The following is a 13,198-nucleotide window of genomic DNA, read 5'->3' on the forward strand; positions in this document are numbered from 1 at the left end:
CTTTGTCGTTGAAAAATGATCATGTATTTCTAGTGTTGATCTTTTTTCAATTCGGCCTTCGACTGTTTCGTAAATTCGATATGCTTGAAGCCCCATCCGCACATATCGGTCAGCACCGAGCTTAGCGTCTTTCCGTGATCGGATAACGAGTATTCGACCTTCGGCGGGATTTCCTGATAAATCCGGCGCTCGATAAGTCCGTCCTTTTCCATCTCGCGCAGCTGGCTCGTAAGCATTCCTTGGGTAATGTTCGGGAGCAGCCGGCGCAATTCCCCGAATCTCTTAGTCCCATCGTGCAGCAAAATAAACAGGATCAGCGGCTTCCACTTTCCTCCGATCGCGTGCAGCGTCGCTATAATTCCTTGTGTGCGATGATTCGGTTCGCGTATTCCGTCTTGCATGCTCCCGCCTCCACCTTACTGATTATGACTCTTCTAATGCCACTTTACCAGAGTATCCGGAATTCGAACAGTACGATCATTTCCCGTACATGGTACGGTTTTACGTACTATATGGCATATATTCCCACGGAATCCACTGTATGTTCGGCAGAACCTAGTACGAAAAAAGAGCGTACTTTGCAAGATGCTCTTTCTCCCCAATAATAGGGAGTGCAGATCGCGATGCTGCTAAAAAGCGAATAAAGGATGATCGTTATGAACGTTTTGGTTATCGCCGCACACCCCGCATTACATCAGTCCCGAGCCAATAAGGCCTTGATCCAGGAGCTTAATAAACACGCGGATATTCATATTCGTGAACTATATCTGGAATACCCCACATGGCAGATCAACGTTGATAAAGAGCAGCGGATGCTGCTTCAATACGATCGGATTGTATTCCAGTTCCCATTCTATTGGTACAGCTGTCCGCCTCTGCTTAAGAAGTGGTTTGACGATGTACTGATATTTGGCTGGGCTTTTGGTCCTGGGGGAGAGAATCTGCTCGGCAAAGAGTTCATGATCGCCACTACGACCGGAGGCACGGAACTATGCTACAGGTCGGGCGGTGAAAACATGTATACAATTAGCGAGCTCCTGCGTCCAATCGAAAGAACACTGACAAAATGCAACGGTACCTTCCTTCCGGCATTCGTTGCCTACAGCGTAACGCAAGCTACGGACGCTGAATTGGCGCATGTAGCAGAAAAGTACGCAGAATTAATAAAGGTTCCCAGGGAATCCCTCATCCATTGATTCAAACCGGATGGGATTCCCACGCCGCAAACGGGAATAACAAGGATTCTCCAGAGTTCATGCAAAAATTCGATGGTCGACTCGTTTGGAATAAAACAGGACATCATGAAAATCAACGGTGCTCCTACCCGTATCATCTTGCGCCAATCTTTCACATTGATGCAATGTGACAATTCTGAACTAGTTATACACAAGTAAAACGAGATCTTGGCATAACCACCAAAAACCCAAATAAAAATGACGAACATACCCAGGTTTTGGATGAAATTTAAAATATCAATCGACCTCACCAGGGATTAGATCGGCTGCGTACAAAACTTCGCTTACCAGCTCGTCCCGCAAGTGTTCAGGCTTAGGTAAGGTTTCAAGCCAATCGTCATTCATTTCTTTGGCGATGGCATCAAGTCAAATAGACAAGAGAACTAGTTCTTATAGAAATCCCCCTCTATCAAGAAAAATGAGTAAATCTGTGAATCCAAGCAGGATCAAAAACAAAAAAATCCTTTTAGAGAATCAACTATGGAGGAATCGTCCTCGACAATGAAAATGTTCATATCCATTTCATGTGCACTCCATTCTCTCAAACCATGCTAAGCAGCCGACTAAGGACTCATTGGCAGAAAAGTCCTTAGCAGGCCGCTGGTACCGCTCGTATTGAACCCGTTTACTTGGACGTTTCCATCGGTTGAAGAGGCTTCTTATTTAAAATGCTTTCCACTTCTTCATATCCCGTCGGGAAGGCAAAATTGTAACGCGCCGGGAGTGCAAAAACATATTGTGAATTGCGGCCCAGCTCGCTCGGCCCTATTGGAGCCGCTCCTATGTGAAATTTTCCTTGCTGCAGCGAGTTCCATTGGGCGTGCGTAAATATCATAATAGGAATGTCCTGCCTAGGGCTTTCCTTCTTCCATAGAGGATGTCTGATGCTGATGAAAGGTCCCTTTTCAACAACCTTTTCTCCTCCCGATCCCCCTGGCACTAAACCTTTCCATTCGTCCGTCACAATCGCGAACCCTTTCCAGCTATCCGGCAATGGGAAATGAAATCCATATTCAGTATTCACATACTGAACGGATTTGTCTTCCTCATTAGTGCCAAGCTCGACATTCGTAATGAGCCAGCGATTGTTTATCTTTTTCACCTCGGCAAGTATAGTCCGCTTAGCGGCAATCCCGTTGCTGCTAGTGATTTCGATGATTTGACCTTTCACTCGATACATATCATTTGAAACCTTTTCATCGCTTTGCACTTCAATACGGTCTGGCCATGGACTGGATACTTGTCTGCCGGGGGCATGCACGGGATCACTCTGCCATTTGGTCAGAAGCTCTTGGGATACCAGATTTCCGTAGTTCTCTTGTATATTCTTACTAATGAGTTCATTGGGAGCCGAAAGGGATACCATCTGAAGCTTACTACCGAAACTTTCCACCAAACCAATTATCGTTTCCTCATCCGTCTTTTCGGATTGCGGCATTTCAACAACCTTCACCGGTGGCTGAGCTTCTTCTATCGCACACCCGGACAGAGCAACACTGATCGATAATAGGACAACCTGCCACAAAATACTTCTCATGGTGTTCTTCACTCCTTTTACTTCCTGACGAAAGAAACACCCGATTTGTTTTCATTGGATTGGCCTAAATTTCAGATCTACTAAATCCAAACATAATTTTGGACAACTGCAACCTATTCGAACTGACTTCCGTCTGGTGGATTGTCACTTGATTGAAGCTAAAACTTGGAATCGGAAGGAGCTTATGTTATGAAAAAGAAACTATCTGTATTATTAGCTTTGACCGGGATACTCGGCACGACAGCCGCAGTCGGAGCGGAAGATTTGGTAGAAAAGGTTACAGGCTACTTACAAAAAGACGTAAAAGTGCTTGTTAACGGGCAAGACAGCACGCTTACGCCTGTCTATATCGATGGAAAAGCGTATATCCCGGTGCGCGATGCTGCGGCTAAGCTTGGATATACTGTAAATTACGATGAAGCGAACAAAGAAATCGAGCTCGACGAAGCGGTTGACCTGATGCGTGCATCCGGTGTGATCGTAAACGTGCAGGCTAACGAGGACGGGAAATATCGCATCGAATTACTAGGCAGCACATGGGTTATTTTGACTGTAGACCAATCGACAGATATGAAAAGCCTGGACGGCAAAACGCTAACCCCTGCCGATTTAAAAGCCGGCACACAAATCGATGCCGAGTTCGGACCCGCCATGGCGATGAGCTTCCCTGGCCAAGCGCAGGCTGTAAGAATTCATGTTCACGCAGATCGTGCTGTCAAAGAAGATACCATCAAAGAAGTTAAACGTACGGATGACGGCTGGCGAGTTCAATTAGGCGACGCTTTGATACTGAACGCAGGTAAGGAAACACGCGTCATGACATCCCAGGGCGAGTCTGTGAATTGGGAGGATTTGAAAGCCGGCATGAAAGTAAAAGCCTATTACGGTCCATTCGAGACGAGAAGCCTTCCTCCTCAAAGCCCTGTTTTCCTCTTAGTCGTTCAAGCTCAAGCGCCTGTTACAGGAGCGCTGAAAATGTCGCCGGAGACAGCGCAGGAATACCGCAACTTGGCATGGGCTCAAGTCAATGAGCAAGCCTCCCATATTACGACGAAGCAAGACGAGGCAGCCGTTCAGATTGTCTCCTCTAAAGAGGTTGGTGTTGTAGCTGCCACAGACGAGCAGAGGAAATTGCTCGCAGATGTTCAAGCTGCGAACGGTAACTTTGTTACGGTTACTTACAACACGGACCAAGACGAGCTGCTTGGACCTTTGACCGTCGTGTTCGATTTCAACACCAAAGCTTTTATCGGCTTCAACGCTAGAAGATAACCGATTTCCAAGCGTCCATGAAATTCAACCCTCCGTTGGATTTCATGGGCTTTTTATGGTTCCCGGTTATAGCTCAACCATCAATGTTTTGGTCATGATCAAATCAATTTGTTCTTCATCACCCATATAAAAAGAATGAGCTCCCGTTCGTACAAAACCCTCCTTTTCATAAAAGTCAATTGCCTTCTCGTTCTTTTCCCAAACTCCTAACCAGATCATCTTTTTGTTTTCCTTTGTGGCTATCTCCTGCACTTTCTTTAGTAAGTACTTCCCAAGCCCTTTTCTTTGATAATTGTGTCGTATATAAATCCTCTCAATTTCAAGCGAGTCATCACCCATTTGTTCGGATTGGGCCTCATTCCTATTTATCTTTACATATCCAGCGAGTTCTTCCTTGTAACAGATGAAAAAGAATTCCGAAGAGCTATCGGTCAATTCCTTTTCCAGCTGCTTAGAGTTAAACGCTTTTTCCAAATAAGCTTTCATATTTTCAGGCGAATTCTGGTGCTTAAATGTATCGTTGAATGTTTCAATACTTATTTCTCGGAGGATTTGTAAATCTTCGAGGGTACACTTTCCTATGCTTATAGTCATGTAAATTATCGCTCCTTTATGCAATCAATAGTTTCGCTTGTTTCCCCTTTTTACAAATTCCCAGTCTTTTTCTATATTTTTTCTTATTCTTTGAAGAAGATTGAACATAGAGTCTATTTCTTTTTCGGAAAATCCCTCTAGTGCAACGAAATTGGAATACTCATGTTCTCTTTTGATAAAAGGATAAACATTGTTCCCTTTCTCTGTTGGAAACAGTTTTTTAATCTTTTTGTTGTGTGGATCTTCCTTCTTCTCAATAAAGCCGTTAATTTCGAGTTTTTGAATAGCACGAGCTGCCGTCGTTCGGTCTACTTTGATCATCTCAGCTACCTTTTCTTGAATCATACCCGGGTTTTCACATATTCGCACAAGGTACAAATACTGCCCTTTGGTAAGGTTATAATCTTTAAACTCTACATTGCTTATAGAATCCAATGCCCTTGCTATCATTCCAATTTCACGAAGAATTTCCTTCATAGCTTCACTCCTCGGTGTATTACTTTATTGCAAATGCAACAAAAAAGCATGCATTTAATTTACCCTCATTTTATTGCATTTGCAACAAAAAAATGTAACGGCTACATGTCGGTTATCCCTGGCCTCCAACCCACTTCTTGAGACCAACTATGAGCCTTCTGCAGAATATCCCATACAATCGGTCCTTTTCCTTCAACATATTTGTGCCGCTCATTCTTATATAATCCCATGAGTCGATGCTTTTCCTGGGCGTATCGAAAGCAATCGGCAGGATGTACCCGTAAATAATCTCGGAAAAGTAACGTTACTTGCTCTGAAAAGCTACCGGCTTGCCGCACATGAATATGAGTTCTTCGGGTTCCCGGTATTTCCCGAAAGTACTTTTTACTTTTATCCGGATTTTCTTCCCGTAATACAAAGCCTATTTTTTCAATAAGTGTCTTATAGCTTGATACATCATCGTAACACGAAACAGATACTTGAATATCAATAATGGGCTTTGCATCCAAACCAATAACCGATGTTGAACCAACATGATCTATACGAACCGCTATATCACCCAAGGAGTTTCTTAATTTAATAGCTATATCCTCGAATAATATTTTCCATGTCGGATCGTATGGCGATACTCTCCATTGATTATCCATAAATGCCTCCTTCAATTTTTTTGAAGAATCATGTGCTCCCCGATGATAAGAAAAGGAAGCTAACAATGTTTGCAACATTGGCTCCCTTTTCAACTGATTACCCTCTATACATGCAGAATATGTCCAACCCGGAAGGGGTGCAATTCGGTGTTCCAAATGCACTCCTTTTTCATTGGTGTTATTGGTTTATCTACAACTTAACAAATAATTTTCTCCATGTAAAATTTTTCTAGACTATCCTTCCCCTACTGCACATCTCTGCGCGTGAAAGAGACGAAGGCTACCAGCAACGCGGCGGCTCCCCATGCGGCAAGTACCGACATAGAGAATCCGAGCGTCATGCCTTCTACCGGCGGCGCTGCGTCCACCAGGTAATCAATGAGTTCTAGATTGACCATGAACAGATACTTCGCCGATTCCCAGGAGGCGACCATAGGCTGCAGGATCATACCTGCGATTAAGCAGGCGAGCATAATACCCATTCCCGCAGCCGTACTGCGAATGAGCACAGACAGCATAAACGTAATGGTGGCGACCACCATGGCAACGAACCAGGCCAAACCAAATTCCATGAAGATGAACTGCCCTTGCGGGATCAGCTGCACTCCGGAGATATCCAGCTTTCCTTCTGTGATACCGAAACCGGTCAATACCGGAGCAGACCAGCCTTGGAAGCCGAACACAGTACCGGCAATGACGGTGGACAATAACGCAAACAGCGTGATGATAAAGGAGACGGAGAGCAGCAGCGCTACATACTTGCTCAGCAAGATCCGCCATCTTCGCTGCGGACGGGTCAGCAGCACCTTTACCGTCCCGCCGCTATGCTCAGAGGAGACAAGATCCGATGCAATGACCATCATCATCAGCGGCAGCAGAAGCTGAATGCTGTTCTCCACGAAGCCGCGAACAAAGGTCGGCGCTCCCGGCTCCGACGGGTTGACATTGTGCTCCAAGTAATATCTCTGCTGAGCGATGCGAACCTCCAGCTCCTTGCGCTGCTCTTCACTGGTGCGGGCGCTGTTCAGCCGGTTCTCCCAGCCCGCGATACGCTGCTCAAGCGCAGTCCGCCAATCGATCTGGCCTACGCGCTTACGCAGATCCTCCGCTTGCCGATACTGGGCATAAGTGAATACCGAGATCAAAACGCCCAAGATCACTCCGACGATAAGCAGCCGGCGTTTGCCGAACAGCTTCACCAGCTCGTTGTAGACCAAATTAGTCAATGCTTTCCCCTCCTGTCAGCTCCAGGAACAAATCCTCGAGCGAGGGCATGCTTCGACTCATCTCCATCACGGTTACTCCCGCCTCCACCAGCTGCGCATTCCACCCGCCCACTTCTTCCTCCGCATACGTGGTCATCACGTAGTCCCCAGACGCTTCCACCAGCGAAGTCAAGCGCCCTAACACTTCCCGACCCTTGTCCCTAGGAACCAGCTTCCAACGAAGTCGCTCTTGGTTCCTAAGCAGACTCTGTACGGAGTCCGTCTTGACGATCCGCCCTTTGGAGATGATCGCAACCCTGTCGCACAGGAGCTGGATTTCGCTGAGGAGATGACTGGATACCAGGACGCTAAGACCTTCCTTCTCCGCCAAGTAACGGATGAATTCCCGCATTTCGCGAATCCCGGAAGGGTCCAGGCCGTTCGTCGGCTCATCGAGTATCAGCACCTTCGGTCTGCCCAGCAAAGCCTGGGCAATACCCAGCCGCTGCCGCATGCCTAGGGAGTACGTTTTCACCTTATCGTGAATCCGCGCGGATAAGCCGACCAACTTCACGACCTCATGAATTCTGGCTTCATCTACATTCTCCAGCATTCTGGCAAAATAGAGCAGGTTATTCCAGCCGCTTAAATAGGAGTAAAGCTCCGGATTCTCTACAATGCAGCCAAGCTGACTCATCGCGTCCGGAAATTGCTTTTCAATATCATAGCCGCAAATGTGTATGCTTCCTGCCGTCGGCTTCATGAGCCCGACCAGCATGCGGATGGTGGTTGTTTTCCCTGCACCGTTGGGTCCGAGGAATCCGAACACCTCACCGCGATGAAGCTCGAAGTCCAATCCGCTGATGATCTCACGCCGACCGATCACTTTACGCAATCCGCGCACCGCTAACGTAATCTCGCTCATCTTATCCCTCCCATACAACGATGGCGCCCAGCCGCTCACCGATTCGCTTATAGCCTTCCGTATTCGGATGGAACAGGTCCGCCGCCAAGTAATCCTGCACTCTCAATTGAAACAGATCATACGTTGGAACGATCACGGTTTTAGGGATATTTGCTGCCGTTACGGACAGCTGATAATTCCAATCTCTCACAATCCCATTGGTGATTTCGCTGTTCTTCTGTCCGTTAAACGGATTGTATAACCCGATAAGATACACATTCGCCGAAGGGTTGAGCTCTCTGATTTCCGTTAATAAAAACTTTAGCCGCTGATTGTATTCCGTCTCAAGCTCCTTCACCTTCGTCAGGTCCAGTTGAGCCAGCGTTTCTCCGCCGCGGAACAGGTCATTGCCGCCGATGCTGACCAGCAGCACATCGGCTTGTCGAATCGTCGCTTGAGCATCGACCCGTTTGATCTGCTCTGAAAGCTGACTTGAAGTAAAGCCATTGACCCCCAAATTCGTAACGCTTACCTCCCGTTTTCCGGCACGCGCTTTCATAAGCTCGGCAGCTACACCGACATAGCCCTTCCCTGTTGCGTCCCCTGTACCTCTGGCAAGCGAATCCCCGAGCGAAACCACCTGAAGCTTGCCGTCGTCCGCTGCCGCCGTGACAGGCTGCAGTTCGATTGGCGCTATCGCCGGGGATGACGGAGTAGGAGTCCCCCCCTGCACCAGTCCCATGTGATTGGCCATCGTCCAGCCTAGCGCAACCACCCACAGGGCACAGGATACCCCGGATACCCCTATAAACCACATGATGCCTTTTCCCCTCACAAGGCTCCCCCCTTACTCTTCCTATCTCATCGATCACAGAACCTATCTTTAAATGTACCTTATGTAGCTGAAAATTTGCTGAAAATGCGCTTTGTAATCACAACAAAGAAGCAACCACCCAAAACCTGCCGCATGGGTAGTTGCTTCTGTTTTTTGCTATAGGTTATACTCCGGCATACGCCATAAATCCGCCGTCCACCGGCACCGTAATCCCGGTCACGAAACCCGAGGTGCGTTCATCCGCCAGCCACAGCAGCGTCCCCAGCAAATCCTCCGGAACGCCGAATCTTCGCATAGGCGTATGACTGATGATCTTGGTCGACCGTTCCGTCAAAGAGCCATCCTCACGGGTCAGCAGCTTGCGGTTCTGTTCCGTCAGGAAGAAGCCCGGCGCGATGGCGTTGACACGAATGCCGACATCCGCCATGTGCACGGCCAGCCATTGGGTGAAATTATCGATCGCAGCCTTAGCAGCACTGTAGGCCGGCACCTTTGTCATAGGAGACGGAGCGCTCATGGACGAGAGATTAATTACAACAGCCCCTGGACGCTGGATCATGCCGCGGCTGAAGATTTGGGTAGGAATCAAACTGCCCAGAAAATTCAAGTTAAATACGTAGCCGAACCCGTCCGGGTCCAAGTCATAGAAGCTTGTTATCTCCGGATTGGCCAGGTCCTCCGGCCGCAGCGTTTCGTTCGTGGTCGTCCCTTTCGGATGGTTCCCGCCTGCGCCATTGATAAGAATATCGCAGATGCCGAGGGACTCCCGAACGGCGAGCTCCGCCGCCTTCACGCTTTCCTTATCCAGCACGTCGCAGGCCAACGCGATAGCGGTTCCTCCAGCTTTCCTAATCTTCACCGCAACGGCTTCGCCTTTCTCTTGGTTGCGGTTCAGAATAGCGACCTTCAAGCCTTGTCTTCCCAGCTCCAAAGCCATGGCGGAGCAAAGCACGCCGCTACCTCCGGTAATGACGGCCACTCTTCCTCGCAGGTTCTCGTGATTCGGCAGCGTCAGCATTGCTGCAATTCACCCTTTCTTCCCTTTCTTTTCACGCTCGAGCGAGTCCCAAACGCCCCACAAATACATAATGCCAAGCGCTCTATCGTATAGCCCGTAGCCCGGACGGCACTGCTCATCCCATATGTGTCTTCCGTGATCCGGCCTGACATAGCCCTGGAAGCCGTTCTCATGGTAGGCTTTCACGATATCGCAGATATCCAGACTTCCGTCGCCGGCCCGATGAGACGATTCGATAAAATCGCCGTTCTCATAATGACGAACATTACGGATGTGGGCGAAAGGAATGCGGTGCGCGAACTCCCGGACCATTGCCGCGATATCATTATCCGGATTGGCGCCGAGGGAACCGCTGCATAAGGTTACCCCATTAGACGGACTGTCCACCAGCTGTAGCAGCCTGCTGATGCTGTCCCGATTCGTCATAATTCTCGGCAGTCCGAAGATCGGCCAAGGCGGATCATCCGGGTGAAGGGCCATCCGAATCCCGTTCGCTTCCGCAACAGGAATAATCCGCTCCAGGAAGTACTCAAGATGCTTCCATAAATCTTCCGTAGTCACCGACTTATAGGCTTCAAAAAGAGGGGCAAGCTGTCTCAGACGCTCCGGCTCCCAGCCCGCCATCGTAAAGTTCGAATTGCCTGCAATGAGCCGGACGAGTTCATCCGGATCCATCGCGTCGACCTTCGCTTTTTCATAAAATAACGCCGTTGCCCCGTCTTCCATCTCCCGGTAAAGATCGGTTCGAATCCAGTCGAACACCGGCATGAAGTTATAACAGATGACCTTAACGCCTACCGTAGCCAGCTTCTCGATGGTTCGCTTATAGTTCTCGATGTATACATCTCTGGACGGCAAGCCCAGCTTAATATCCTCGTGGATATTAACGCTTTCGACGACCTCCAGGTGGAAGCCGTACTCATCAGCCAGCTCTTTATACCGCCTAATCTTATCCAGCGGCCATTCTTCTCCGACGGGAACATCATGGAGTGCCCATACGATACCCTCCACGCCTGGAATTTGTTTGATTTGCCGAAGACTGACCGTGTCATTTCCTTCTCCGTACCAACGAAACACCATTTTCATTGACTGCATTCCCCCGAGTCAGCTCTTCAGATTCGTTCCTAATGTAATGGAGTCGGTATCGAAATTTTCAACAAACGCCTGCTTTTTATAAAAATAAACGGCATGCTCGCGTACACCCTCGCTCGTGTAGAACGGATCGCCCGGCAGCAGAGGAAACACCACCTTCTCGTTAGTGCTGGCGGATTTATATATCCCCGTAATGAGTTCAAGCGTATTCTTGCCCGCGTAACCGTCAACTAAGACCGGGGCGCCCGTCTCCAAAGCCGTTAGCACATTATCGATTTGCCCTGCATGACCTTCGTGCTTAAGCTCCGGCAGACGATCGTACAAGTACTGAATTTGCTCCTCCAGCTCGGCATTCGGCTTCGGAAATCCGTTGCTCGTCGAGCTGCTGGCTTTCACCTTCCAAGGGGCGGATACTCTTGCCTCTTTACCTTGAAAAATAAGCTGCTGCTCCTCCCCGTGATGGACAACGGAGCTGGTAATTTGTCCGAGAGCCCCGGATGAAAACCTCAGCATGGCGATGGAAAGGTCCTCTACCTCCGCGTTGTCGTGAGAGGTGTTGCTCATGAAGGCCTGAAGCTCCGTGGGCGCCCCCATCATCCAGAGCAATGCGTCGATATGATGGACGGCATGATTCAATGTACAGCCTCCGCCCTCCTTCTCCCAAGTCCCGCGCCACCAAAGATCGTAATAGCAGTGTCCGCGCCACCAGAAGGAATCGACCTGAGCGTGTACAATCGGCCCCATGAGACCGCTTTCCAGAACGGATTTCAGCTTCATCATAGGGGGAGTAAACCGGTTTTGGGCTACAATGGAAAGCAGCCTCCCGCTTTCCCTTGCCGCTTCATTCATCGCGTCGCACTCTTGCAAAGAGGAAGCCATCGGCTTCTCGACCAGCACGTTCTTGCCCGCCTTCAGAAAGTCGATCGCGATCGGGGCATGGGTATACGGCGGCGTACAAACCGATACGAGATCGATGTCCATAGTAAGCAGCTCTTTATAGTCCGCCACTGCAACCGCCCCATCCAGCTTGTGCTGATCGATGCGGGACCGCGCCTTATCCGGGTATACATCACTAACCGCTACGATACGGCAGCGCTTAGGGAACTTCAGGTAAGCATTGATGTGGGCGCTGCTGATCGCGCCTGCTCCAATGATAGCCACATTGAGCATGGAGTTGTCCTCCCCCTTTATTCGTTTTCTCATTTTGAATTATAAGGGAACGACTGTCTGATTTATGAAGAAAAGTTGTTCAAATATGTTCTTATCTTGCTATAATGGAACTATTCATCAGATCGTATAGGAAGGTGACCGGCTTTGGCGGAAGGCGCATCCAGCCCGTACTCGTTCGTTTATAGACGTACTTCTGAGATCGAGTTCAGAGAAGTGTTTCATTCCCATCCTGAGATGGAATTTACCTATGTTCATGAGGGATATGGAACCTTGTTCGTCGATGGCCAGAGCTACGGGATCGAGCCGAATTCGCTGCTCGTCTTTCGGCCGTTCCAGCTGCATCGCGTGCAGATCGATGTGAGCCCGGGACGACCCTTTATCCGGACCAACCTGCAATTTGATCCTGCTCTGCTGAAGCCTTACCTGGCCTTGTTTCCTGCCCTGAGGACATTTATTCATCAGCTGATGGAGGACAAGAAGAGCAGCATTCCCATCTATAAAACGGAAACCCTCCACCGGCTGACCGCTGTAGCACAGCTCTTTCACCAGGCTAGCCGGCATGTAGCTCCAAGAGAAGCCTTCGAGGAATATATCCTCTTCCTGCTTAATTTCTTAAGAGAATTCAGCAAAATATGGAGCAGACCGCATGCCGAGTCCCGCATCCAATCCGGACACCACGACCGGGCCGCTCAGATCATGCAGTGGGTCGAAGCCCGCTACCGTGAGCCAATCCGTCTAGAGCTTATGGCCAAGGAGCTCCACATGTCCCATTATTATCTCTCCCATTTGTTCAAAGAGACGACGGGGACCACAATCATGGCTTATATCCAAGCGACTCGGATCCGGCACGCTTGCATGCTCTTGATGCAGACCTCCCTCTCCATTCCGGAGATCGGGGCTCGGGTCGGATTACCCAATCCTTCTCACTTTTGCAAGGTATTCAAGGCTTCCATGAGCGTCAGCCCGCACCAGTTTCGCTTAAGAGCACGGCAGGAATAGGTAGGGGGATCATGTATCAGACGCATACCCTTTTTTCAACCCCTTTTCGCCAGCCTTTGGTATTACCACTTATACCTATAAGGCGAATAAAATATGTGCAATTGCTGCATTCGCAGACAAACCCGCATTGGGTTCGTGCGCGTCATCTGCTTCCATAGGTTTAGAAAAAAACAGCGCCGCTAAAGACACCATCTATCTTAAACCTCCGCTGCT

The 13,198-nt window shown here is 49.0% G+C and carries 14 protein-coding genes; 3 read left to right on the forward strand and 11 right to left on the reverse strand.

The window, feature by feature from the left end; genetic code table 11:
• Positions 1 to 29: 29 nt before the first annotated feature.
• On the reverse strand, positions 30 to 401 hold the full coding sequence (locus tag QMO62_RS29245) for a winged helix-turn-helix transcriptional regulator (RefSeq protein WP_284646014.1): 372 nt from the start codon (positions 399 to 401) through the stop codon (positions 30 to 32).
• Between the two features lie 255 nt (positions 402 to 656).
• Between QMO62_RS29245 and QMO62_RS29250 the strand changes: the two genes are divergently transcribed.
• Positions 657 to 1,196, forward strand: coding sequence for an NAD(P)H-dependent oxidoreductase (locus tag QMO62_RS29250; protein ID WP_284646015.1), 540 nt, complete (start codon positions 657 to 659; stop codon positions 1,194 to 1,196).
• Between the two features lie 664 nt (positions 1,197 to 1,860).
• On the opposite strand, the gene QMO62_RS29255 is transcribed toward QMO62_RS29250, so the two are convergent.
• Positions 1,861 to 2,772, reverse strand: coding sequence for a hypothetical protein (locus QMO62_RS29255; protein WP_284646016.1), 912 nt, complete (start codon positions 2,770 to 2,772; stop codon positions 1,861 to 1,863).
• A gap of 189 nt (positions 2,773 to 2,961) precedes the next feature.
• On the opposite strand from QMO62_RS29255, the gene QMO62_RS29260 reads away from it, so the two are divergent.
• On the forward strand, positions 2,962 to 4,044 hold the full coding sequence (locus QMO62_RS29260; RefSeq protein WP_284646017.1) for a stalk domain-containing protein: 1,083 nt from the start codon (positions 2,962 to 2,964) through the stop codon (positions 4,042 to 4,044).
• 66 nt (positions 4,045 to 4,110) lie between these two features.
• On the opposite strand, the gene paiA is transcribed toward QMO62_RS29260, so the two are convergent.
• The 9 genes from paiA to QMO62_RS29305 all read right to left on the reverse strand — a co-directional run bounded on the left by paiA (position 4,111) and on the right by QMO62_RS29305 (position 11,986).
• On the reverse strand, positions 4,111 to 4,638 hold the full coding sequence (paiA, locus tag QMO62_RS29265) for a spermidine/spermine N(1)-acetyltransferase (RefSeq protein WP_284646018.1): 528 nt from the start codon (positions 4,636 to 4,638) through the stop codon (positions 4,111 to 4,113).
• Positions 4,639 to 4,662: 24 nt separating this feature from the next.
• The gene (locus tag QMO62_RS29270) at positions 4,663 to 5,115 is read right to left on the reverse strand and encodes a MarR family winged helix-turn-helix transcriptional regulator (RefSeq protein WP_284646019.1); all 453 of its coding nucleotides are present in this window, start codon (positions 5,113 to 5,115) and stop codon (positions 4,663 to 4,665) included.
• Between the two features lie 101 nt (positions 5,116 to 5,216).
• Entirely contained in the window at positions 5,217 to 5,762 is a 546-nt protein-coding gene (locus tag QMO62_RS29275; protein ID WP_284646020.1) for a GrpB family protein, read from the reverse strand.
• Between the two features lie 245 nt (positions 5,763 to 6,007).
• Positions 6,008 to 6,988 carry an ABC transporter permease gene (locus QMO62_RS29280; RefSeq protein WP_284646021.1) on the reverse strand — a complete coding sequence of 327 codons (981 nt, stop codon included), beginning with the start codon at positions 6,986 to 6,988 and terminating at the stop codon, positions 6,008 to 6,010.
• On the reverse strand, positions 6,981 to 7,892 hold the full coding sequence (locus QMO62_RS29285) for an ABC transporter ATP-binding protein (RefSeq protein WP_284646022.1): 912 nt from the start codon (positions 7,890 to 7,892) through the stop codon (positions 6,981 to 6,983). Before QMO62_RS29285 ends, QMO62_RS29280 begins: the two co-directional genes overlap by 8 nt.
• Position 7,893: 1 nt before the next feature.
• On the reverse strand, positions 7,894 to 8,706 hold the full coding sequence (locus QMO62_RS29290) for a GDSL-type esterase/lipase family protein (protein WP_284646023.1): 813 nt from the start codon (positions 8,704 to 8,706) through the stop codon (positions 7,894 to 7,896).
• A 163-nt stretch (positions 8,707 to 8,869) separates the two neighbouring features.
• Positions 8,870 to 9,724, reverse strand: a complete 855-nt coding sequence (locus QMO62_RS29295; protein ID WP_284646024.1) for an SDR family oxidoreductase — start codon at positions 9,722 to 9,724, stop codon at positions 8,870 to 8,872.
• A 9-nt stretch (positions 9,725 to 9,733) separates the two neighbouring features.
• Positions 9,734 to 10,810 (reverse strand): mannonate dehydratase, encoded by a 1,077-nt coding sequence (gene uxuA / locus QMO62_RS29300; protein ID WP_284646725.1) that lies wholly within the window; start codon positions 10,808 to 10,810, stop codon positions 9,734 to 9,736.
• Positions 10,811 to 10,828: 18 nt separating this feature from the next.
• A complete protein-coding gene (locus QMO62_RS29305) occupies positions 10,829 to 11,986 on the reverse strand; it encodes a Gfo/Idh/MocA family protein (RefSeq protein WP_284646025.1) in 1,158 nt (385 codons plus the stop codon).
• A gap of 144 nt (positions 11,987 to 12,130) precedes the next feature.
• Between QMO62_RS29305 and QMO62_RS29310 the strand changes: the two genes are divergently transcribed.
• Positions 12,131 to 12,985: an AraC family transcriptional regulator gene (locus tag QMO62_RS29310; RefSeq protein ID WP_284646026.1), complete on the forward strand. Its 855-nt coding sequence runs from the start codon at positions 12,131 to 12,133 to the stop codon at positions 12,983 to 12,985.
• Positions 12,986 to 13,198 lie beyond the last annotated feature (213 nt).

This window comes from Paenibacillus silviterrae (assembly GCF_030167925.1).
Taxonomy (GTDB): Bacteria; Bacillota; Bacilli; order Paenibacillales; family NBRC-103111; genus Paenibacillus_G; species Paenibacillus_G silviterrae.

Excerpts from the sequence above, each read along its gene's own strand:
- QMO62_RS29245 (WP_284646014.1), bottom strand. The coding sequence starts at position 401 with ATGCAAGACGGAATACGCGAACCGAATCATCGCACACAAGGAATTATA.
- QMO62_RS29250 (WP_284646015.1), top strand. The coding sequence starts at position 657 with ATGAACGTTTTGGTTATCGCCGCACACCCCGCATTACATCAGTCCCGA.
- QMO62_RS29255 (WP_284646016.1), bottom strand. The coding sequence starts at position 2,772 with ATGAGAAGTATTTTGTGGCAGGTTGTCCTATTATCGATCAGTGTTGCT.
- QMO62_RS29260 (WP_284646017.1), top strand. The coding sequence starts at position 2,962 with ATGAAAAAGAAACTATCTGTATTATTAGCTTTGACCGGGATACTCGGC.
- paiA (WP_284646018.1), bottom strand. The coding sequence starts at position 4,638 with ATGACTATAAGCATAGGAAAGTGTACCCTCGAAGATTTACAAATCCTC.
- QMO62_RS29270 (WP_284646019.1), bottom strand. The coding sequence starts at position 5,115 with ATGAAGGAAATTCTTCGTGAAATTGGAATGATAGCAAGGGCATTGGAT.
- QMO62_RS29275 (WP_284646020.1), bottom strand. The coding sequence starts at position 5,762 with ATGGATAATCAATGGAGAGTATCGCCATACGATCCGACATGGAAAATA.
- QMO62_RS29285 (WP_284646022.1), bottom strand. The coding sequence starts at position 7,892 with ATGAGCGAGATTACGTTAGCGGTGCGCGGATTGCGTAAAGTGATCGGT.
- QMO62_RS29295 (WP_284646024.1), bottom strand. The coding sequence starts at position 9,724 with ATGCTGACGCTGCCGAATCACGAGAACCTGCGAGGAAGAGTGGCCGTC.
- uxuA (WP_284646725.1), bottom strand. The coding sequence starts at position 10,810 with ATGAAAATGGTGTTTCGTTGGTACGGAGAAGGAAATGACACGGTCAGT.
- QMO62_RS29305 (WP_284646025.1), bottom strand. The coding sequence starts at position 11,986 with ATGCTCAATGTGGCTATCATTGGAGCAGGCGCGATCAGCAGCGCCCAC.